The organism is Pseudomonas sp. CCI4.2, assembly GCF_034350045.1.
Lineage (GTDB): Bacteria > Pseudomonadota > Gammaproteobacteria > Pseudomonadales > Pseudomonadaceae > Aquipseudomonas.
In genome coordinates this window covers 3,615,791-3,634,239 of the sequence record NZ_CP133781.1, presented here as the reverse complement: position 1 = coordinate 3,634,239, position 18,449 = coordinate 3,615,791, and the positions used below count along the sequence as shown (strand labels likewise).

At 57.4% G+C, this 18,449-nt stretch carries 21 protein-coding genes; 7 read left to right on the top strand and 14 right to left on the bottom strand.

Going from position 1 to position 18,449, the window contains the following annotated elements; genetic code table 11:
- Positions 1–13: 13 nt before the first annotated feature.
- The 7 genes from RHM65_RS25410 to RHM65_RS16480 all read right to left on the bottom strand — a co-directional run bounded on the left by RHM65_RS25410 (position 14) and on the right by RHM65_RS16480 (position 5,032).
- Positions 14–688, bottom strand: a complete 675-nt coding sequence (locus RHM65_RS25410) for an MFS transporter (protein ID WP_323554591.1) — start codon at positions 686–688, stop codon at positions 14–16.
- Positions 689–722: 34 nt separating this feature from the next.
- Positions 723–1,367 (bottom strand): MFS transporter, encoded by a 645-nt coding sequence (locus RHM65_RS16505; RefSeq protein ID WP_322164904.1) that lies wholly within the window; start codon positions 1,365–1,367, stop codon positions 723–725.
- A gap of 28 nt (positions 1,368–1,395) precedes the next feature.
- Positions 1,396–2,412 carry a succinylglutamate desuccinylase/aspartoacylase family protein gene (locus RHM65_RS16500; protein ID WP_322164905.1) on the bottom strand — a complete coding sequence of 339 codons (1,017 nt, stop codon included), beginning with the start codon at positions 2,410–2,412 and terminating at the stop codon, positions 1,396–1,398.
- A 117-nt stretch (positions 2,413–2,529) separates the two neighbouring features.
- Positions 2,530–3,465 carry a LysR family transcriptional regulator gene (locus RHM65_RS16495; protein ID WP_322183813.1) on the bottom strand — a complete coding sequence of 312 codons (936 nt, stop codon included), beginning with the start codon at positions 3,463–3,465 and terminating at the stop codon, positions 2,530–2,532.
- 48 nt (positions 3,466–3,513) lie between these two features.
- On the bottom strand, positions 3,514–4,218 hold the full coding sequence (locus RHM65_RS16490) for an SDR family NAD(P)-dependent oxidoreductase (protein ID WP_322164907.1): 705 nt from the start codon (positions 4,216–4,218) through the stop codon (positions 3,514–3,516).
- A 94-nt stretch (positions 4,219–4,312) separates the two neighbouring features.
- A complete protein-coding gene (locus RHM65_RS16485) occupies positions 4,313–4,852 on the bottom strand; it encodes a carbonic anhydrase (RefSeq protein WP_322164908.1) in 540 nt (179 codons plus the stop codon).
- Between the two features lie 30 nt (positions 4,853–4,882).
- Positions 4,883–5,032, bottom strand: a complete 150-nt coding sequence (locus RHM65_RS16480) for a hypothetical protein (protein ID WP_322164909.1) — start codon at positions 5,030–5,032, stop codon at positions 4,883–4,885.
- Positions 5,033–5,058: 26 nt separating this feature from the next.
- Here RHM65_RS16480 and RHM65_RS16475 point away from each other — a divergent pair, with 26 nt between their 5' ends.
- The 3 genes from RHM65_RS16475 (at position 5,059) to RHM65_RS16465 (ending at position 8,554) form a co-directional block, all read left to right on the top strand.
- Positions 5,059–5,946 carry a LysR family transcriptional regulator gene (locus RHM65_RS16475; protein WP_322164910.1) on the top strand — a complete coding sequence of 296 codons (888 nt, stop codon included), beginning with the start codon at positions 5,059–5,061 and terminating at the stop codon, positions 5,944–5,946.
- Between the two features lie 254 nt (positions 5,947–6,200).
- Positions 6,201–7,040: a glutathione-dependent disulfide-bond oxidoreductase gene (gene yghU / locus RHM65_RS16470; protein WP_322164911.1), complete on the top strand. Its 840-nt coding sequence runs from the start codon at positions 6,201–6,203 to the stop codon at positions 7,038–7,040.
- Positions 7,041–7,210: 170 nt separating this feature from the next.
- Positions 7,211–8,554: a chloride channel protein gene (locus tag RHM65_RS16465; protein WP_322164912.1), complete on the top strand. Its 1,344-nt coding sequence runs from the start codon at positions 7,211–7,213 to the stop codon at positions 8,552–8,554.
- 38 nt (positions 8,555–8,592) lie between these two features.
- Here RHM65_RS16465 and RHM65_RS16460 read toward each other — a convergent pair whose 3' ends face one another.
- From RHM65_RS16460 to RHM65_RS16440, 5 genes are all read right to left on the bottom strand, one after another.
- Positions 8,593–9,366 carry an amino acid ABC transporter ATP-binding protein gene (locus RHM65_RS16460; protein WP_322164913.1) on the bottom strand — a complete coding sequence of 258 codons (774 nt, stop codon included), beginning with the start codon at positions 9,364–9,366 and terminating at the stop codon, positions 8,593–8,595.
- Complete coding sequence (locus tag RHM65_RS16455; protein ID WP_322164914.1) at positions 9,366–10,031, bottom strand: amino acid ABC transporter permease; 666 nt, start codon at positions 10,029–10,031, stop codon at positions 9,366–9,368. The genes RHM65_RS16460 and RHM65_RS16455 overlap by 1 nt, the downstream gene beginning before the upstream one ends.
- An 81-nt stretch (positions 10,032–10,112) precedes the next feature.
- Positions 10,113–10,868 (bottom strand): transporter substrate-binding domain-containing protein, encoded by a 756-nt coding sequence (locus tag RHM65_RS16450; RefSeq protein WP_322164915.1) that lies wholly within the window; start codon positions 10,866–10,868, stop codon positions 10,113–10,115.
- 61 nt (positions 10,869–10,929) lie between these two features.
- Entirely contained in the window at positions 10,930–11,664 is a 735-nt protein-coding gene (locus RHM65_RS16445; protein ID WP_322164916.1) for an IclR family transcriptional regulator, read from the bottom strand.
- 106 nt (positions 11,665–11,770) lie between these two features.
- Positions 11,771–12,754, bottom strand: a complete 984-nt coding sequence (locus RHM65_RS16440; protein WP_322164917.1) for an NAD-dependent epimerase/dehydratase family protein — start codon at positions 12,752–12,754, stop codon at positions 11,771–11,773.
- An 89-nt stretch (positions 12,755–12,843) separates the two neighbouring features.
- Between RHM65_RS16440 and RHM65_RS16435 the strand changes: the two genes are divergently transcribed.
- From RHM65_RS16435 to RHM65_RS16425, 3 genes are all read left to right on the top strand, one after another.
- The gene (locus RHM65_RS16435; RefSeq protein WP_322183811.1) at positions 12,844–13,731 is read left to right on the top strand and encodes a LysR family transcriptional regulator; all 888 of its coding nucleotides are present in this window, start codon (positions 12,844–12,846) and stop codon (positions 13,729–13,731) included.
- Between the two features lie 230 nt (positions 13,732–13,961).
- The gene (locus tag RHM65_RS16430; protein WP_322164920.1) at positions 13,962–14,690 is read left to right on the top strand and encodes a TorF family putative porin; all 729 of its coding nucleotides are present in this window, start codon (positions 13,962–13,964) and stop codon (positions 14,688–14,690) included.
- A 44-nt stretch (positions 14,691–14,734) separates the two neighbouring features.
- The gene (locus RHM65_RS16425) at positions 14,735–15,193 is read left to right on the top strand and encodes a metallophosphoesterase family protein (protein ID WP_322164921.1); all 459 of its coding nucleotides are present in this window, start codon (positions 14,735–14,737) and stop codon (positions 15,191–15,193) included.
- A 170-nt stretch (positions 15,194–15,363) separates the two neighbouring features.
- Here RHM65_RS16425 and RHM65_RS16420 read toward each other — a convergent pair whose 3' ends face one another.
- Positions 15,364–16,056, bottom strand: coding sequence for a GNAT family N-acetyltransferase (locus RHM65_RS16420; RefSeq protein ID WP_322164922.1), 693 nt, complete (start codon positions 16,054–16,056; stop codon positions 15,364–15,366).
- A gap of 62 nt (positions 16,057–16,118) precedes the next feature.
- Positions 16,119–17,246 carry a sn-glycerol-3-phosphate ABC transporter ATP-binding protein UgpC gene (locus tag RHM65_RS16415; protein ID WP_322164923.1) on the bottom strand — a complete coding sequence of 376 codons (1,128 nt, stop codon included), beginning with the start codon at positions 17,244–17,246 and terminating at the stop codon, positions 16,119–16,121.
- 130 nt (positions 17,247–17,376) lie between these two features.
- Between RHM65_RS16415 and RHM65_RS16410 the strand changes: the two genes are divergently transcribed.
- Complete coding sequence (locus RHM65_RS16410; protein ID WP_322164924.1) at positions 17,377–18,405, top strand: zinc-dependent alcohol dehydrogenase; 1,029 nt, start codon at positions 17,377–17,379, stop codon at positions 18,403–18,405.
- Positions 18,406–18,449: the final 44 nt, after the last annotated feature.

The following is an 18,449-nucleotide window of genomic DNA, read 5'->3' as shown; positions in this document are numbered from 1 at the left end:
GTCATAAGGCGGTTTAACGGGATGGGACGGCGTTCGGTTTCATCGCCCCAGGCCGAGAAACGGCTAACGTCGCGTAGCTATAAAGGATCGCAGCGAGAACCGCCGAAACGCTCCCGACAATAGCCAACGCTATTCCCAGGCCGTTTTGCTCGTCAGCCAATGATTGGCTGATGTAACCCACCGCGAATGGCCCGATCCCGCCGCCGATCACGTTGGTCATGAACACGAGAAGGGCGATAGAACGTCCGCGCATTCGATTTGGAATAGCGATTTGCAGTGGCATGGGCGCTAACGCCATTACGATGCTCGCGGCAAAAGCACACAAGCCGTAAAACGTGACGGCGATACTGAAAGGGGCCAACGGTGCAATTATCGCTAAAGGGATCAACAGGGTGCAGGCGTACGCCGCCACCTTGAGTGCCATGCCTAACGCTTGTGCATCCTTCGCTCGCCGAACTAATAGTCCGGAGGTCAGTACACCAAGTACTCCGCCAAGCATGTAAAGGGGACCGGTGACTTTCCCGACGTAACTCGGCTCCAGGGCAAAATGCCGGATTAATACCGTGGGAAACCAGGCCGTAAATGAGTAAAACAACATGATCAGACAGGCGTAACCAAAAAAGTACGGCAGGCAGAACCTGTTTCGAACAAACAGCTCCTTCAGTACTTCATTGAAGGGAGGCGCCACTTCGCAATCAACGGCATAGACGTCTCCAGCGGCATCACGCCGTGGAGGTTCTTAGCGTGAAGAACACCAGCGCCGCCAATATAAAACCGGGCAAACCCACGCAGAGAAAAACCACCTGCCAGGCCTGCAAAGACGTACTGCTAAGAACGTCATTACCCGGTTGATTCAGCCACCCGAGTAACGCCCCTCCGCCCATCAGCGCAGCTCCGCTTCCGATATAGGGGCCGAGCATGAAAATACCGGTGGCACGGCTCAATCGACGTGGCGCGTACAGATCAGCGAACAACGACAAGACCGCCGGGCTAAGCGCTGCTTCCGCAATCGCGGTACCCCCTCGGTACACCAACAGTTCGGTAAAGCTGCCAGCTGTGGCGCAAAGTGCCGTTGAACACGCCCAAATCGCCACACAGATGGCAATGATGTTCACCCTGTTTGACCGATCCACCAACCGCGCGACAACCACGCCAGCGGTCGCATAACACAGGGTGAATGAGAAACCTTGCAGCATCCCGATTTGGCTATCCGTCAAGTTCAGCGTTGCTTTAAGCGGCTGCACCAGAATGCTGACGATCTGTCGGTCCAGGTAAGAAAAAGCAAAACAGAGCAGAAACAAACCCACGCTGTAGGCCGAGCCTCGATTGTCTTCGCAAGCAGTCCCCGCAGAACGGAATACGTTCATAACACACACTCCAGAGGTGGACAGGCATTCACTGCCAAGTAGCCGGACAAGCCAATACGGCAATGCAATCGCCGGCAGCTACGTGGGCAAAGGTGCGCTGGACCATCACTTCCCCCTCTTTTGCAAAGTGCAATTCTTCGGCGGGTTTCCAAGGGGCATCGATGTCAAATAAGCGCCCCGCCAATTGCCCTTTAGTGACCCGATCGCCTAAGGAAAAACACGGTTCAAACACCCCGCGAGCGGTGGCGAACAGGTAATGGCCTGAATCCTCGACTTTAACCAGACGGGTCTTTTGCACGGGCGTAGGGGGGACTTCGTTGAGAACACCAAGGCTGTGCAAAACCCGGTGCAACCCGTCCTCAACAATCTTCAGGTTGCCGGGACTGCACGATGCCCCGCCTCCAAATTCCCCGCACAAAAACAGCTTTCCTTGCCGCTCGGCGGCCGCGCCGTAGGTACGATCCTCCCCCAGCAGATTCATGACCATGGTTGTCGGCGCAGCGAACGCATAGACAAGCCGCAAATAGTCATCGTGCTGTTCTCGATTAGCGGGCAACGAGGCCAGCAACGCTGGCGCGTGCTGGAACGAGGCTCCGCCCGCATGCAAATCGAGTATCACGTCCGAAATGGGGAATAGCTCGGTATTGACGTAGTGGGCAATCATCTCAGTCAGGCTTCCACTGCGATTGCCAGGGAAAAGACGGTTCAGATTTCCTTTGTCGATGGGAGACGTGCGGGTGCCGTTTTCAAACGCAGGAAAATTCAGCCCTGGAATGACGATCAAGCGTCCGTTGATTTCAAGAGAACTCATGCGCTGTATGAGCTTCATTAGCGCGATGGGGCCTTCAAGCTCATCGCCATGATTGCCCCCGGTAAGAAGAACCGTCGGACCTACGCCCTTCTTCAGGACGACGACGGGTATGGGGATGCGGCCGTAGGCCGAGCGGTCTTGGGAATAAGGCAGCATCAGTGCGCCCTTTTGAAATCCTTCCTGTGAGAAATCGACGGTACACGCAATGAGTGATGCTTGGTTGTTGTTATTCATACGACACTCCTGAAACTGAGACGTGGGCGAAATAGCCAACGTCCCCCACTATCCTTCAGGGTGTTAAGCAAGAAAATTGCCGTTTTATGAGGTCAGTGATGCTTAGGAGGCATCGCTCTACTTATTTCCGTGCAGGGTATCAGTGAGTGCTTCTACAAACCTTAAAAGCATCGGGCTGTCGTTGTCGCTTCGGTAAGCAAAAACCAGCGGCATGGCCAGCGACAAGTCCGCGAGCTTGAGGAACCTGACAGACGCTGGCGGTCGGCCCAGGTTTGCCGAGTTCACCAACGCGGCACCTATGCCTGACCCCACCAGCGCAAGAATGGCCGACTCGGTTTGCTCCTCTTGCACCACATTAAGGGTGATCCCGCGCTCGACACAGGCCGCCATCAGGTGGTCGTAGTAGACCGGATACACCCAACGCGGGAATGTGATGAAGGGACGCTCGGCGACCTCTTTTAGCGTGATGTGATCACCGCTGAGATTCCAATCAACGGGGATGGCTAACAACAGATCGTGTTGGTCCAATCGGAGCGTGCTCAACCCCTCAGAAAACGGCCGGTATTGGTAAACAAACCCGCCGTCGATCAGCCCATCTTCGATTCGCTGGATCTGCTCAGGCGTATTAAGCGGGCTAAGCTCCAGACTGGCACTCGGCGTCGCGACCTGAAAGTTTCTCAGTGCTTTAGGAACGATGCCATCCCAACTGCTGTTTTCTACGAACCCGAGTCGCAACCTGCCTGCCCACCCCGTAGAAATTTGCTTTGCCTTGCGCGCTGCAGCCTCCAAATCCGTCATCAGCTTGCGGACATCAACCAAGAAGGACTGGCCCGCAGTAGTCAGCGTCAAACCACGAGGATGCCGGTCGAACAGTGCTAGCCCAAGCTCTTTCTCAAGATCATGGATCTGACGCGAAACAGCGGGCTGCGTGACGTGAATACGCTCCGAGGCGAGCCGAATACTCTTATGCTCCGCAACGGCAATAAAATAACGCAGGTGACGCAGTTCCATTATTTTTCCTTTGTTAGATGACTCACCCAACGTATTGCCCACAACTCACCACGGAATCACTTACCAAGGAACCACTTACCAAGGAACCACTCACCAAGGAACGATCCGCCCAAGATAGTCCAAATAATGCAAACCGGAACGCCCTTCATGAGCCTCAATCGTATTCACCAAGTTCGGGATACTTTCTCCAATACTCAAACGCGCTTCAGGCCCACCCATGTCTGTGCGAACCCATCCTGGCGCCATGAGTAACAAGGTTTTTGCGTCCTCTTGGTGGCGCGCGGCAAAGCTGCGCATGAACATGTTAAGTGCGGCTTTACTGCCCCGGTAGACCTCATAATTTCCGTTAGTGTTATTGGTCAGGCTGCCCTGCCCGGACGACATGACGCCGAGGGTTCCGGTTGGCTGAACAAGGTCCTGGAGCGCCTCGATGACTCTCATCGGGCTCAGTGAGTTGGTCACCATGACGCGCACAAATTCCTCGGTGGAGACGTCCGCGATGGTTTCGCGGTCGTCGTTTTTGACGCCCGCGTTTACGAAGAGCACATCCAGTCGCCGAGCGTCGAGACGAACCCGTAGCGCAGCAATTTGCGACTCAATGGTGATGTCGACTGTTTCGACATCGAGCGCGCCGTCGGCGGTTTTGGCCAACTGAATAAGTTTTTCCGTCGCGCCCTCTCTCCCGGTAGCGATCACCTGCCAGCCGCGTTTGAGGTATTCCTCGACCATGGCGAAACCAAGGCCACGGGATGCACCGATGAGGAGGATGGTTTTTTTCACATTTGGGTTTTGCATTGATGGCTTCCTTTATGTGAAACCTGATTGAGCGTGGGCGCGGTTGTAACTCCGCCCGACACATCGAGCGGAATTACAGATCAAGACAACAACCCTACTCCACCCGAAGCAACCCCGCAGGCACCACCGTATCAATTCGTCCGGTAGCCACGTCGTAAACAAGCCCTGTCACGGTAATTCCACCCGGCAAATTCGGGTTGGCCTTCAGTGCGGCGACGTCTATCTCGACCGCTTTATACGGATCGTCGATCTGCAGCGCCTCAAGCTGGTGTTCTTCGACGCCCATGTATTTCGCCAACAACTCAGGGGCGTGGTGATAGCAACCGGATATGCCGCAGTCGGTGTGGTGCAAGACGATCAGGTTCCAGCCATGACCCACCTGCGCGCCAGCAACCCGCGAGACGGTGCCAAGAATGGCCATCGTTCCGAACAGCGCCGGGTTCACGCGGCCGCCCACGTTGCGGATAACGGCGGCCTCGCCGGGCGCGAGTTTGAGCACGTCCATGGGGTCGACCCGAGGGTCGACGCAGCCGATGATCATGGTTTTGCGTGAAGGAATAATCTTGAGGTCAGCAGAGTAACCGGTCTCTGCGAATTCAGTATTGCGTTGGGTCAACGTCTGAAGAAAGTCCATGATGGCCTCGTCGTTAAGTCAGTTAGGTAATCAAACGCGCTGGGGAAGTTTGGTCGACATCATTGCCTGCACCTTTTTCGGGTCGGCAGTGAATGCATCGTGAATGCCACGCGACTGGGCGCCGGCGATAACTTCATCGTTGGTGCCCGCTTCAAGGGCGTCCAGCGTGTCAGTGACCACTTCAACTCGGCTGAGATATCCTCACGTTGCGGCTTTATACCCGCGTGGCCCGCCTTGGGAGTTTCTCGACAGCCGCCCGCGAGAGCGGGCTTGCGCAGTCTCAGGTCTCCCGGATGATTGCGGAGCTGGAAGCGGGCCTTGGTGCGCGGCTGCTTTCACGCACCACCCGAACCGTGGTTCCGACCGAAGCGGGCATCGAATTTCTGACGCGCATGGAACCGATTCTTGCGGCCGTCGATGACGCGGAGAACAGCGTGCGGGAAACCGGAGAGCTGCGTGGCCTGCTCCGCATCGGGATGCCGTCAACAATGGGTATCCGCGTCGTGCTGCCCAAGTTGTCTGCATTTACTGAACGTCATCCGCTGCTGCACATCGAGCTGCTGCTTGAAGATCAGTGGCAGGACATGGTCAAGGAAGCTGTCGACGTCGGCATCCGCGTGGGCAACTTGCCGGACTTGGCCGGTACCGCCCGGCAGATTGGAACGATGCGTCGTGTGATCGTGGCCTCTCCCGGCTACCTCGCGCGCCACGGCACACCGGACACCCCAGCCGACATCGAGCACCATCGAATCATCGGCGGCCCGGCCGGTGCACAAATCTCTTCGTGGCAATTTGAGCGCGACGGCAAGGTTTCATCTATCACGCTTAACCCCCAACTCTCGATCAATGACACCGCAGGGGCGCTAGCGGCAGCAACAGGAGGCTTGGGGATTACATCCACCACGTCGTGGGCCTGCGCATTGGAGTTAGAAAGCGGAGCCTTGGTGCACCTATTTCCAGAATGGAAAATGGCCGAACTGCCCGTCCACGCGTACTTTCCGATGGGTCGGACCACGCGCCTGGCAGCGCGCGCGTTTGCTGACTTTCTGGCCACCACCCTCGCCAGCGATACCCGGCATTTTGTAAGTCTGTAGGAGGGGCCGCCTCGGCTTCGACGCCGCGCTGTCGCGCAGCAAACTGGGTGGCACGTTGTGCTGGTTAAGATTTGCAGCGTGTCAGGACGCACGCCTTCGCGAATAAATTCGGTCCCACCGTTTTTGGCGTTGAACAGATGTTTGTTGGGAGTCCAGTGGGACCGAATTTATTCGGGAATGGATTTCAGAGCCATAGTTGACGACCAAACCGGGTAGGCTCTCTAATCGCCAAAAGAAACCACGAGGTTCGTCTCATGAGCAAAGCGTCCTATGTTCCGCCGAAGGTCTGGAAAGATGATGCTCCGTCTGGCGGCCAGTTCGCCAGCATCAACCGCCCGGTTGCAGGACCGACCCACGACAAGGTGTTGCCCGTTGGCAAACACCCATTGCAGCTCTATTCACTGGCCACGCCCAATGGGGTGAAGGTGACGATCCTGCTGGAAGAGCTACTGGCGCTTGGGCACACCGACGCCGAGTACGATGCGTGGCTGATCCGTATTAACGACGGCGACCAGTTCTCCAGCGGTTTTGTCGCCATCAACCCCAACTCAAAAATCCCGGCCTTGCTGGATCACAGCGTGGAGCCGGCGATTCGAGTCTTTGAGTCTGGGTCGATTTTGCTTTACCTGGCGGAAAAATTCGGTGCCTTCCTGCCCACCGATGTGGCCGGGCGCACGGAAACCCTGAACTGGCTTTTCTGGCAAATGGGCGCAGCCCCATACCTGGGCGGCGGCTTTGGGCATTTCTACGCGTATGCGCCGGAAAAGCTCGAGTACCCCATCAACCGTTTCAGCATGGAGACCAAGCGTCAGTTGGATGTCCTCGACCGCCGCCTTGGCGAGAGCCCCTACCTGGCGGGTGATGCCTACACCATCGCCGATATCGCGGTCTGGTCCTGGTACGGACAATTGGTGCGGGGCAATTTGTACTCGGCGGCCGAGTTTCTATCTGTGCAGGCGTACACCCATCTGCAACGCTGGGCAGAAGAAATCGCCAACCGGCCTGCGGTTATCCGTGGCTGTCGAGTCAACCGGCCGTGGGGCGATGAAGCAAGCCAAGTGCCAGAGCGGCATCAGGCTGAAGATTTGGGCTGATGCCGATCTTCCAGGCAGGAACATGGTTTGGGGGAACAGAGTCGCGTTAGCTTGAGCCCGGGGGACAATTTATGCCATTTGACGGTGGTGCCCCCCTCTTTAGTACCCTATCGCCGATTTGATTCAAACCGTGTGTTAGCCTGATCGCAATTAAGCCAGCAGGTGCATCAATGAAACATATATTTGCACCGTTGCGCGGACGTTTTACGTCTGCCCGTTGGCGAACTCGATTGACGCTTTGGACCGCCGCCACGATAGCCGGCTTGTCGGTGGTTCTCTTCGCCAAGCTTGCAGATCAGGCGTTGGCTCTCTTTGCCACCGTTACCACTGGTCGCAGTTGGCTTCCCTTTCTGCTGACACCTCTACTCGGCATGTTGGTGGTATTTCTCACTCAACGCTTTTTTCCGGGCAGCCAAGGCAGCGGTATTCCTCAGGTGATCGCGGCAACGCGTTTGGTAGCAAACGGAAAACCGATCAACAAACTGATTTCGTTGCGTATCGCCCTGGGCAAGATTGGTCTTGGTACGTTGGCGCTGACGGGGGGATTTTCGGCCGGCCGAGAAGGCCCCTCGGTGCAGGTGGCCGCCTCCATCATGCACGCGGCGCACCGCTTCTTGCCTCACTCTCGGGTGATCAGGGTCCAAGACTTGATTCTCGCCGGGGGTGCAGCGGGCATTGCTGCCGCATTCAACACGCCATTGGCGGGTATCGCCTTTGCGGTGGAAGAGTTGGGCCGCAAGCTGGAAACACGCACCAGTGGGGTGCTTCTAAGCACGATTATCCTGTCCGGGATGATCGCCATTGGCTTGCAGGGGAACTACAACTATTTTGGCCGATTGGATGTCGACGCCGTAACGCGACAGATCATCGTGCCGGTACTGGGCTTGGGGGTGCTCTGCGGTTTATTAGGAGGGCTGTTCAGTCGCTTGTTGCTGCTGCCTCAGCGAATGCCAAACAACGCGGTCTGGAGATGGAGAACCCTGCACCCTATCTGGTTCGCAGGTGCTTGCGGCCTGGTGGTTGCGTCACTGGGATGGGCCAGTGGAGGCCTTTCTTTCGGCAGCGGTTATGGCGTCGCTACTCAGATCATTAACCATGGACAAAGCATTCCCTGGTACGCCGCTGTTACTCGGTTTTTGGCCACCCTGGCCACCTATTTTTCCGGTATTCCTGGCGGCATCTTTGCACCGTCTCTCGCAGTAGGGGCTTCGTTGGGAGCAAACGTTGCCGAGCTTTTCAAGCTGGCCCCACAACCCATTATTGCGTTGTGCATGGCTGGGTTCCTTGCCGCCGTCACTCAATCGCCCATCACCTCGGCGATCATTGTGATGGAAATGATCGACAGTCACGGCATGGTCATCAGCCTGATGGGCATCGCACTTATTTCCAGGGCCGTCAGCTCGCGGTTTGGCCCAGAGTTGTATCAGCAACTAGCATTAGGCTTCCTGCAAGCCTCTCAACGTGAAAATGCGGCACCGAAGGTCAATGCCGCTCACGAGGGTACCCTTAGGTAGCCCTTAAGGACCTCCAGGCGAAGGGTCAATCACTGCGATCACAACACCGGTGAGGAATCGCGCGCTAAAACACTGTGTAGAAAGCTGCGGGTGCGGGCCTCCTTGGGTGCGGTGAATAACGCCGCCGGCGGGCCTGCTTCGACGATTGCGCCTTCGTCCATTACCACCACGATGTCGGCCACTTCCCGGGCAAAACCCATTTCATGGGTCACGATGATCATCGTCATGCCCTCTGCGGCCAGGGTTTTTATGACCTGCAATACCTCGCCCACCAGCTCGGGGTCGAGGGCCGAGGTCGGCTCGTCGAACAGCATCACTTTCGGGTCCATGGCCAAGGCTCGGGCAATCGCCACGCGCTGCTTCTGCCCACCAGACAACGTGCCGGGGAAGACCTTGGCCTTATGCTGTAGGCCGACCTTTTCAAGCAGGCGCAAGCCTTGCTCCTCAGCCTCTTTGCGCGGGGTGCTGCGTAACGCCATGGGCGCCAGGGTGATGTTGTCCAAAACCGTGAGGTGGGGGAACAGGTTGAACGACTGAAAGACCATGCCGACTTCGCTGCGCAGCGCGTCAAGCTTTGCTTCGGACATCATGCGGCCTTGTTCGACCACGGTGTGACCACAGACATGCAGCGTGCCGCCTTCTGCGGTTTCCAGGCCATTCATGCAACGCAAAAACGTACTCTTGCCGGAACCACTGGGGCCGATGACCACCACCACCTGGCTGGTTTCCACGCTGAAGTCGATGTTGTGCAGCACTTGGTGAGTGCCGAAGGATTTGCTCAGATTCTTGATGTCGATAATGGTCGTAGTCATCACACTCTCCCGTCCGCGCGCAGCATTTTTTCGGTTCGGCGCAGGATCAATGTCGTGGTAGTGGTCAGTACCAGGTAGATGAACGCAATGGCCAAGTACACTTCCAGCGAGCGATAGGACACGCTGATGATCTTCTCGCCCTCGTGCATCACGTCGGCGATGGTCAGCAGGGACACCAGTGCGGAGTTCTTGATCAGGGCAATAAACTCATTACCCAATGCTGGAATCATGCGCACGAAGGCTTGGGGCAGGATGACCTTGCGCATCGCCATCTTGTACGGCAGACCCAACGAGCGGGCGGCTTCCATCTGGCCTTTTTCCACCGACTGAATCGACCCGCGTACGACTTCCGAGACGTAGGCCGCGCTGTAAATGCCCAAGCCAAAGATACCGCACACGTAAGCGGGCAACTGAATACCAAAGTGCGGCAGGCCAAAGAATAGGATAAACAACTGCACCAGCAGCGGCGTGCCCCGCACTAAGGTCAGGTAAGTGGTGCAAAAACCATAGATCAGCCTGCGTTTAGGGTTCAAGCGGCCCATTCCGATCAACAACCCCAGCGCACAACTCAATACCAGCGCGGCGAGTGTGATTTCGAGGGTGACCAGGGTGCCGGACGCGAGGTCGCGCCAGCCGTCCCAGACCGGGGAAAAATCGAGGTCCATGGTGTACTCCGCAGAGGTAGACGGCTAAAGGCAATCGGCAAACAGTGTCCGGCACACAGGCGCCGGACACCTATCGGCTGATTATTCTACGGTGGTGCCAAACCATTTTTGCGTCAGTGCAGCGTACTCGCCGTTGCTGCGCAGGGTTTGCAGCGCCTGGTTCATTTGCTTCTGCAGTTCGCCCTCATCTTTGCGGACGGCGAAACCATAAAGTTCGGTGGTCAGGCCTTGATCGAGCACCCGGACTTTGGGCTGGGACTTGGCGAATTCCACCGCCGCCGGGCGACCGGTAACCGCCGCATTGACTCGGCCAATCGTGAGCAGGTCGAACATCGCCTGGTTTTTCTCCACCTCAACGACCTCGACCGCCGGGTAGTTGGTCTTCAGAAACTCGATGGACTTGGTGCCCACCTGCGCCGAGACTTTTTTGCCGGCCACTAGATCAGCGGGAACCTTGATGCTGGTGTCATCCTTAAGCACCAGCACCGCCAAGCCTCCACGGTAGTAAGAGTCGGTGAAGTTGACGACCTTGCGGCGCTCTTCGGTCATGTAGATCGCCGAGGCGGCCACGTCGAATCGATTGGCAATAAGGCCCGGGATCAGGCCTTTGAAACCAATGTCGACCCATTCCACTTTCTTGCCCAACTGCTTGCCGATGGCTTCGATCAACTCGACGTCAAAGCCCGTACGTTTATCGTCCTTAACGAACTCCATGGGTGGGAAAGTGGCATCAGTGCCCACACGGATCACATCATCGGCGGCCTGGACCGGCGCGCAGATCAACGTGACCAGCGCGAATGCCGCAACAAGTGGACTAAACAACTTCAACGCTTTCATCACAAATTCCTTCGGCGAGAGTGAGTCCTGATCTGTTCAGAGCAGGTGGTTAACCGGCAGGTTAGAAGCGGTTGCAGATACGGCTGGCTGCTTTTCTGGTGAGGCTGATCAACTCCGCCTCCCGTGGGCCAACGCGCAGTGAGGGCGCCATTAAGGTGATGGTGCCTTCAAGGGTTTCATCCTGTGAAATCAACGGGACACTGACGCCCCATACACCCAGGTCTACCTCGCTGTCGCTGGTAGCAAAACCGTTAGTGCGGATCTCGGCAATTTCTTTTTCAAGCGTCTCGCTCTGGGGAGAATCGCCCAACTGCTTGGCAATAATCCGCCGTCGGGTCTGCTCGGGCAGGAACGCCAACAGGCTCTTGGCTGACGCACCTTGCATCATGGAATGGGCGCGGCCTTTGGTGAACGAACACCGCAGGGAGTTGCTGCTTTCTTCCATGGCGATGCAGACCATTTGCCCATTGCTATGCACCAGCAGCCCGACGCTCTCGCCCGTGCGCTCCACCAACGCGCTGATTTCATCGCGGCTCTGGTTAACCAGGTTCGACGTCTGGTCGAAACCCCAGGCCAGTTGCACCCCGGTCGCGCCGGGTTCATAAAGGCCGGTGGTCATGTGTTCCTGTAACAAGCCCCACTTTTTCAGCGCGGCCAAGTGTCGATACACCGTACTCAGCGGTATCCCGACGTGGGCGGCGATACGCTTTGCGCCAATCGGCTGCCCGGCCTTGGCCACACAGGCCAATACCTGGAGAACACGGTCGGCGAGGCTTTTGGTTACGGAATCGTTCATGCCTGCACTATAAGAGACAATTCTCGATTTGGGAGGCTGATTCTCATGGGGTGAGAAAATAGGGAACATTAGAAAGTCGTCGATTTTACCGTATCGCCGCTACCTGTTAAGACCGGGTGGCCGATGGCAGGCAACCCAGCCCTTGGAGCGTCGCTTCAATGGCCTGATCCAGAGGCGTATGGGGTTCTTCGCCCAGGGTCGCTTGAAGGTGCGCGTTGTTCATTCGAACCGGAGTGCGCCACAGGTAGCGCATCTCAAGCACCTCGCGAAACGTCTCCTTGAACGGTGAGATCAGCATGATCATCCACCAAGGGAATGGCTGCAATGTAGGCGGCTTACTGCCTCGGGCTGCGACGATGCGTTGGATCGCCCCGGCCATTTGCAGGCCATCGTTATCCCAATGGCCGTTCATGTGAAACACCGCAAAGGGCGCCAGTGTTGCTCGCCGTTCTATCAGACTGACCATCGTCCGTGCCACGTCGGGTATATAAGACCATTGGTGACCCACCCCCGGAGCGCCGGGTAGATTCACTTTCGTCACCGCCGTGCCCGGTTTGACCAAGCCTTGGGAGAACCAACTACTGCCCGCTGCGGGACCGAAAAAGTCACCCGCCCGCACGATAATCACACGGCTTCCCTGGGTGCTTGCAGCTCGCAGGCGTCGTTCCATTTCAACGCGGATTTTGCCTTTTCCGGTAGCAGGATCTTGGGGCGAATCTTCTCGAATTATTGGAAATGCGTCGGGGCCAAAGTTGTACACCGTGCCCGGCAGCACGATGGTCGCTTGGTGCGCTTTTGCCGCTGCAATCGTGTTGTCGAGCATCGGCAAAACCAGCGTCGCCCAGCGTCGGTATCCCGCAGGATTGACCGCATGAACGATCACCGAGCACCCCTGGGCAGCAGCCATTACATCGTCATGATTCGACGCATCCCCTTCTATCCAAGTGATGCCATCTTTCAATCCCGGTGCTAGGTGGTTACCGCGTCGAAGCGCGTGAACGGTCCACCCTTCATCACGCAGCTGCCGCGCCACTTCGCCACCGATACCGCCAGTAGCACCTAAAACCAACACCGTGTTATTAGCCGCCATCTCAACTCCCCTTAGTGATGACGAAAGTCTGACGTGGCCAACGACTAAATAAAACGCCCTTAATTTCTGCATCCGCTATACATTTATGCATGACCTACACCATCAGCTGGGAACTCTACCGCTCATACCTCAGCGTCCTGCAACACGGATCCTTGTCCGGCGCAGCGCGTTCAATGGGGGTGGCACAACCGACGGTCGGGCGGCATATTGCCATGCTCGAAGAACAGCTCGGCATGAAGCTGTTTACCCGTTCACAGTTAGGACTGCTGCCCACCGACGCCGCGCTGGCGCTGAGGCCCTATGCTGAATCGATGAGGGCCAGTGCCGCCGCCATGGCCCGGGCAGCCGAAAGCCAGGGGCACGGCATTAAAGGCGTGGTGCGTATCACGGCCAGCGAAATCATCGGAGCCGAGGTGCTGCCGCCCATCATTACGCGATTGCAGCGCCAATGGCCTGAGTTGAGAGTCGAACTGGCGCTGTCCAACCAGGTGCAGGACTTACTGGTCAGGGAAGCCGATATTGCGGTTCGCATGACACCGCCCAAGCAAGAATCACTTATCGCGCGAAACGTGGGGAATATCGAACTTGGCTTCCATGCGCATCAAGCCTATCTGCAAGACCGTGGCACACCCCGTACCTTGGCCGACCTGGCTGATCACGCGCTGATCGGTTTCGATGAAGAAACACCCTTCCTGCGCGCGGCCAGCAAGGCATTGCCGGCATGGGGTCGAGACAATTTCGCGCTTCGAAGCGACAGCGATCTCGCACAACTTGCAATGATCCGCGCCGGTGCCGGTATCGGTATTTGCCAGATCACACTGGCCAAGCGTGACCCGAATCTGGTGCACCTGCTTGCCGAACACTTTGTGTTCAAGTTGGATACCTGGCTGGCCATGCACGAGGACCTAAGGCATAGCCCGCGCTGTAAGGTTACTTTTGATGCGCTTCTGGAAGGGCTTCAGCACTATGTTTCTTGAAGCGTGGGAAGGGAGGACGCTTCTACCGTACGCTGAACAGACCCACCCCTCATTTCAGCCAACGACTGACCACGACGTTCACATTTTTTGTACACAATCGACCAGCGGTCGAATCCCCCGCTCATTCGCCGGTATCCTGCGTAGCTCTAGCTCGCGGTTCTTATCAGGCTACCGGCCACATCGATTAGACACCACCGACTCCACTCCTCAGTAAACCCAAGGAGGGAGGCATGCGTCATGTTCGCTACTACGTGCTCATTGCCAGCACCGTGTTCATTTGCCAGACCGTCTCGGCGCAGGTCATCGACCGAGAACTCGGCGATTTCAGCCTCAAGCTCGGAACCACGCCCAGCCGCAGTATGGCTCAAGGCCTAGTCACGTCCACCAGCGACGGTTCAACTTTCCATGGCGGTCTGGACCTGACGCATAACAGCGGCTTTTACGTGGGTCAGTGGTCACCCGATGCGGGCATCGCAGCTGACAGTACGCTCGAAGTCGATTCCTACATGGGTTTTAGAAAGCCGTTCGACAAGACACTGGGTTACGAATTGGGCGTCATCCGCTACAGCTACGCCAACGCTGACCAGATCGATAGCCACGAACTGTATGCCGGCTTCCGGATTTTCGATTCCCGCATCGGTACTGCGTTCAGCAACGACGCTGGACGCCAGGACAGTACGCTGTTTCTCGATCTGGGTGGCATCGTTCCGCTGGGAGTCGATGTGCGCATGCAGTACGCGGATCACCAGCTCGACACACCCACTTTGATTGAAGGCGGCAGCATGGTCAGCGCCTACAAAGACTGGTCGTTTAATGTCTCGCGCCCCTTTATGGGCATGGACATGAATCTGATGTACAGCGGCTCAAGCCTCACCGGGACCGATTGCAGTGCGTACAGCGGCCACAACAGCGAGTGCGAAACCACCGTCACGCTCAAGGTAGTGCGCGCGTTTTTTTGATGAGCTGCCTGGGTTCCCATTGTTGAGCGTGCCTGGAGCGCTGCATGAAAGTTGGTGTGATTTCCGATACCCATGGCCTGCTCCGCGCCGAAGCCATTGCTGCTTTGCAGGGTTGTGAACAGATCATTCACGCGGGTGACATCGGCAGTCCCCAGATCCTTGATCAACTGGCGTCGATTGCCCCGCTGCACGTCGTCCGCGGGAACAATGATCTAAACGCCCCGTGGGCTGAGCATATCGCTGACCGTTTGTGTTTTGACCTCAACGGATGGCAGACCCTACTGGTGCACGACATCGCCGATGTTCCAGCGGTGCTTGATGCAGGCATAAAACTGGTGATCACCGGCCATTCCCACAAGCCACGCATCGAATGGCACGGCGAGCAGCTGTACCTCAATCCCGGCAGCGCGGGCCGTCGGCGTTTCAAACTGCCGGTGACGCTGGCTTTGATTGAAGTGCTGTCGAGCTCGATTGAGCCACGTTTGATTTCGTTGCTGGTTTGAGATTGAAGCGTGTCAGGACTGAAGCTTTCCCGAATGAATTCGGTCCCACGCAGGTGAACTGACCTCAAAAGTTGGACATCCACCTGACTTTTGGGGGTCAGTTCACAGGCTGCACGGCTCAATGACCGATTAAGCGCACCCTCACCTAAAAGGAGCCAACACGTTGGCGCCTACAGAGGCCGACCTGCGTGGCGTTCCAACACAAACGCTTTCGCCTGACGGGTCATCTGATCAAGGTGCCGGTCACGTTTCTTTTCGGCGTCTTGCATCGCTTTTTTCCCGTGTTGCTTAAGCAGATACAGGTGAATCTGCCGCACTTCCAGCGAGCTATAAATCGGGGCGACGTCCAGTACCGCTAGCAATCCGTCCGTGCCGTGATCACGCGTATTCATCACGACCTGGGGACCGCGCGCGCTTAATACCTGGAAACCCATCGACTCAAAAAACGGCACTTTGGCAACAGTGCAGGCCAATTCGGCATGGGGGTATCGACCCCGCATTTGCTGGAGCATCGCCCGAGCGATGCCTTGACGCCGATGGGTCGCGCGCACCGCCATGTAGGGCACAGAGCAGGCGTCGGGATCGTCTTTCACCGGCAGATACAGCAAAAACCCTACCACCGTAGAATCATCTTCGGCATCCAGCGCCACGATCAATTCGACGGGGATGCCTTTAGAGCCATCCATCGCGTCCAGGTAAAGATGGACCTCGAAGCCGATGCCGTATTGATACAGGTTGTACAGCGGATTGCTCGGAGCGATGGCCACCATGCTGATGTCGGTCAGGTAATCGACGACCATCTGCAGGATCTGGCTTTTGATCAGTTCTGGCGGCGGGGTTTGAAACAGGGTGATCGTGGACATCAAGTCTCTGGCTCCGAGAAAAAAACGCCCCACGGCTTAGGGGTCAGCGTTGGGCGGCGCCATCATAACGCTTCTTGGCGCTGCGCCACCTCGGTGTAGTGGGTCAGATGAGCCAACGCATGGCCCTGCTCGTCGAACAGATGGCAACGTGCGCCGGTCACTCCAATCGCCAAACTTTGTCCGGTCTTGACCTGCGAATGCCCTTCGCCTTTGACCATCACGTCATGGCCGTCCGTCGTTTGCGCGTGGGTGAAGGTTTCGCCTCCCAAATGTTCAACCAGCAACGCTGTTGCCAGTATCCGCGCCTCACCCTGCCCGCGCTCCGACACGTGTTCCGGCCGCAGGCCCAATGTCAGCGTCGAGCCCGCAGCCACACCTGCGGCGTTGACCGGGACCCACAGCGATTCGCCGCCCGGCAGGCTGATCTGCACCCCTTCGGCGCTGACCGCCAAGGCCTGGACCGAGACGAAACTCATCTGCGGCGAGCCAATAAAGCCGGCGACGAAGCGGTTGCGCGGGTGGTGGTACAACTCCAGCGGCGAACCCACCTGCTCGATTCGGCCCTTGTTCAGCACCACAATCTTGTCGGCCAGGGTCATGGCTTCGACCTGATCGTGGGTGACGTAAATCATCGTCGCTTGCAGTTCTGCATGCAGCTTGGCGATCTCAATGCGCATCTGTACCCGAAGCGACGCGTCAAGGTTGGAGAGTGGTTCGTCGAACAGGAAGACTTCCGGCTCATGGACGATGGCGCGGCCAATTGCGACCCGCTGTCGTTGACCGCCCGACAGGGCTTTGGGCTTGCGGTCGAGCAAGGCGTCGAGTTGCAGAATGCGCGCGGCATTGCGGACCTTGGCCTCGATCTCGGCCTTGGGCAGTTTTTGCATTTTCAGGCCGAAGGCGATGTTGTCGTAGACCGACATGTGCGGGTACAGCGCGTAGGACTGAAACACCATCGCCACGCCGCGATCGGCCGGTTCCAGGTAGGTCACGTCACGGGAGCCGATACGAATTTGCCCTTGGGTGATGCTTTCCAGCCCGGCAATGGAGCGCAGCAGGGTCGATTTGCCACAACCCGAAGGCCCGACGAACACCACGAACTCGCGGCTTTCGATGTCCAGTTCGATGTCATGCAGGACTTTGATGTCGCCATAGGCCTTTTCGACGCCGCGCAATTTGAGCTCAGTCAAAATCGTTCCCCTTGATTATTGTTGTGGGTGACGAGTGAAGCAAAGCAGGAATTCGGACGCTTGACAGTCAGAATTTTCCTTCTACGATCATTTGTAATTCAACAATTACAAATGTCAAGGTGGAGGTTGTATGCGGGCTGCCTATATCCACGGCATCCACGACGTGCGCATCGGCGACAAACCGATGCCGACGCCCGTGGGCGATGAGGTTCTGCTGCGTGTTAGCGCGGTTGGGGTCTGCGGCAGTGACCTGCACTACTACAAAGAAGGGGCTATCGGGCATGCCCGAATCACCAAACCGTTCATCGCTGGGCATGAGTTCGCTGGCTACGTGGTCGACAACCATCCCGCGCTGGGCCTGACTGCCGGACAGTTGGTGGCGGTGGATCCGGCCAAACCCTGCGGCCACTGTGAATGGTGCCGGCGCGGCCACGTTAACCTCTGCCCGCACGTGGTATTCCTCGGGTCGCCGCCTGATACCCACGGCGCCATGACTGAATTTATTTCGGTGTCTCCTAGCCAGATCTATCCGGTACCCAGCGGTTTCACCCCGGTGCAGGCGGTGATGCTCGAACCCCTTGGCGTGGCGATCCATGCCATGGACCTTGCCGGGTCAAAAAGGGTGTTTGAAAGCGTCGCGATTATCGGCTGCGGCCCCATCGGCCTGTGCCTGCTGCAATTAGCACGGCTTATGTGCAAAGACGTGGTTTACGCCATCGACCCGATTGCCTACCGCACCGACATGGCCCTGCAACTGGGCGCCGACAAGGTCTCCAATGACCATGCGTCCATCGCCGAATGGACGTACGGTCGCGGCGTGGACCTGGTGCTTGAAGCCACCAACTCTCCACAGGGATTTCAGATCGCTGCGCAAACGGCGCGCATTGGCGGTCGGGTGGTGTTAGTGGGCATTCCCGACGGCGATCAATACGCGCCACTGAGTGCCTCGTTGTTACGCCGTAAAGGCCTGGACGTTCGCATGTCCCGGCGCATGGGGCATGTCTATGATCGCGCGATCAAGCTGGTTGCCCAGGGGCTGGTGGACGTCGAGTGTCTGGTAACCCATCGCTTCGACCTCAGCCAAGCCTCCCATGCGTTCAGTTACCCCGCTGAGTTCATCGACGGTGCCTTGAAGACGGTGATTTTGCCTAGCCCGTAAAAGGAGCCCTTAAGCGAAACCCCTAAAACCCGGCGCGCAACTGC

What these genes read in the sequence shown, in the direction of transcription:
- RHM65_RS16435 (WP_322183811.1), top strand. Translation starts at nt 12,844, where the DNA reads ATGACCTACACCATCAGCTGGGAACTCTACCGCTCATACCTCAGCGTC.
- RHM65_RS16490 (WP_322164907.1), bottom strand. Translation starts at nt 4,218, where the DNA reads ATGCAAAACCCAAATGTGAAAAAAACCATCCTCCTCATCGGTGCATCC.
- yghU (WP_322164911.1), top strand. Translation starts at nt 6,201, where the DNA reads ATGAGCAAAGCGTCCTATGTTCCGCCGAAGGTCTGGAAAGATGATGCT.
- RHM65_RS16410 (WP_322164924.1), top strand. Translation starts at nt 17,377, where the DNA reads ATGCGGGCTGCCTATATCCACGGCATCCACGACGTGCGCATCGGCGAC.
- RHM65_RS16460 (WP_322164913.1), bottom strand. Translation starts at nt 9,366, where the DNA reads ATGACTACGACCATTATCGACATCAAGAATCTGAGCAAATCCTTCGGC.
- RHM65_RS16430 (WP_322164920.1), top strand. Translation starts at nt 13,962, where the DNA reads ATGCGTCATGTTCGCTACTACGTGCTCATTGCCAGCACCGTGTTCATT.
- RHM65_RS16425 (WP_322164921.1), top strand. Translation starts at nt 14,735, where the DNA reads ATGAAAGTTGGTGTGATTTCCGATACCCATGGCCTGCTCCGCGCCGAA.
- RHM65_RS16445 (WP_322164916.1), bottom strand. Translation starts at nt 11,664, where the DNA reads ATGAACGATTCCGTAACCAAAAGCCTCGCCGACCGTGTTCTCCAGGTA.
- RHM65_RS16440 (WP_322164917.1), bottom strand. Translation starts at nt 12,754, where the DNA reads ATGGCGGCTAATAACACGGTGTTGGTTTTAGGTGCTACTGGCGGTATC.
- RHM65_RS16505 (WP_322164904.1), bottom strand. Translation starts at nt 1,367, where the DNA reads ATGAACGTATTCCGTTCTGCGGGGACTGCTTGCGAAGACAATCGAGGC.
- RHM65_RS16500 (WP_322164905.1), bottom strand. Translation starts at nt 2,412, where the DNA reads ATGAATAACAACAACCAAGCATCACTCATTGCGTGTACCGTCGATTTC.
- RHM65_RS16465 (WP_322164912.1), top strand. Translation starts at nt 7,211, where the DNA reads ATGAAACATATATTTGCACCGTTGCGCGGACGTTTTACGTCTGCCCGT.
- RHM65_RS16455 (WP_322164914.1), bottom strand. Translation starts at nt 10,031, where the DNA reads ATGGACCTCGATTTTTCCCCGGTCTGGGACGGCTGGCGCGACCTCGCG.
- RHM65_RS16485 (WP_322164908.1), bottom strand. Translation starts at nt 4,852, where the DNA reads ATGGACTTTCTTCAGACGTTGACCCAACGCAATACTGAATTCGCAGAG.
- RHM65_RS16450 (WP_322164915.1), bottom strand. Translation starts at nt 10,868, where the DNA reads ATGAAAGCGTTGAAGTTGTTTAGTCCACTTGTTGCGGCATTCGCGCTG.
- RHM65_RS16420 (WP_322164922.1), bottom strand. Translation starts at nt 16,056, where the DNA reads ATGTCCACGATCACCCTGTTTCAAACCCCGCCGCCAGAACTGATCAAA.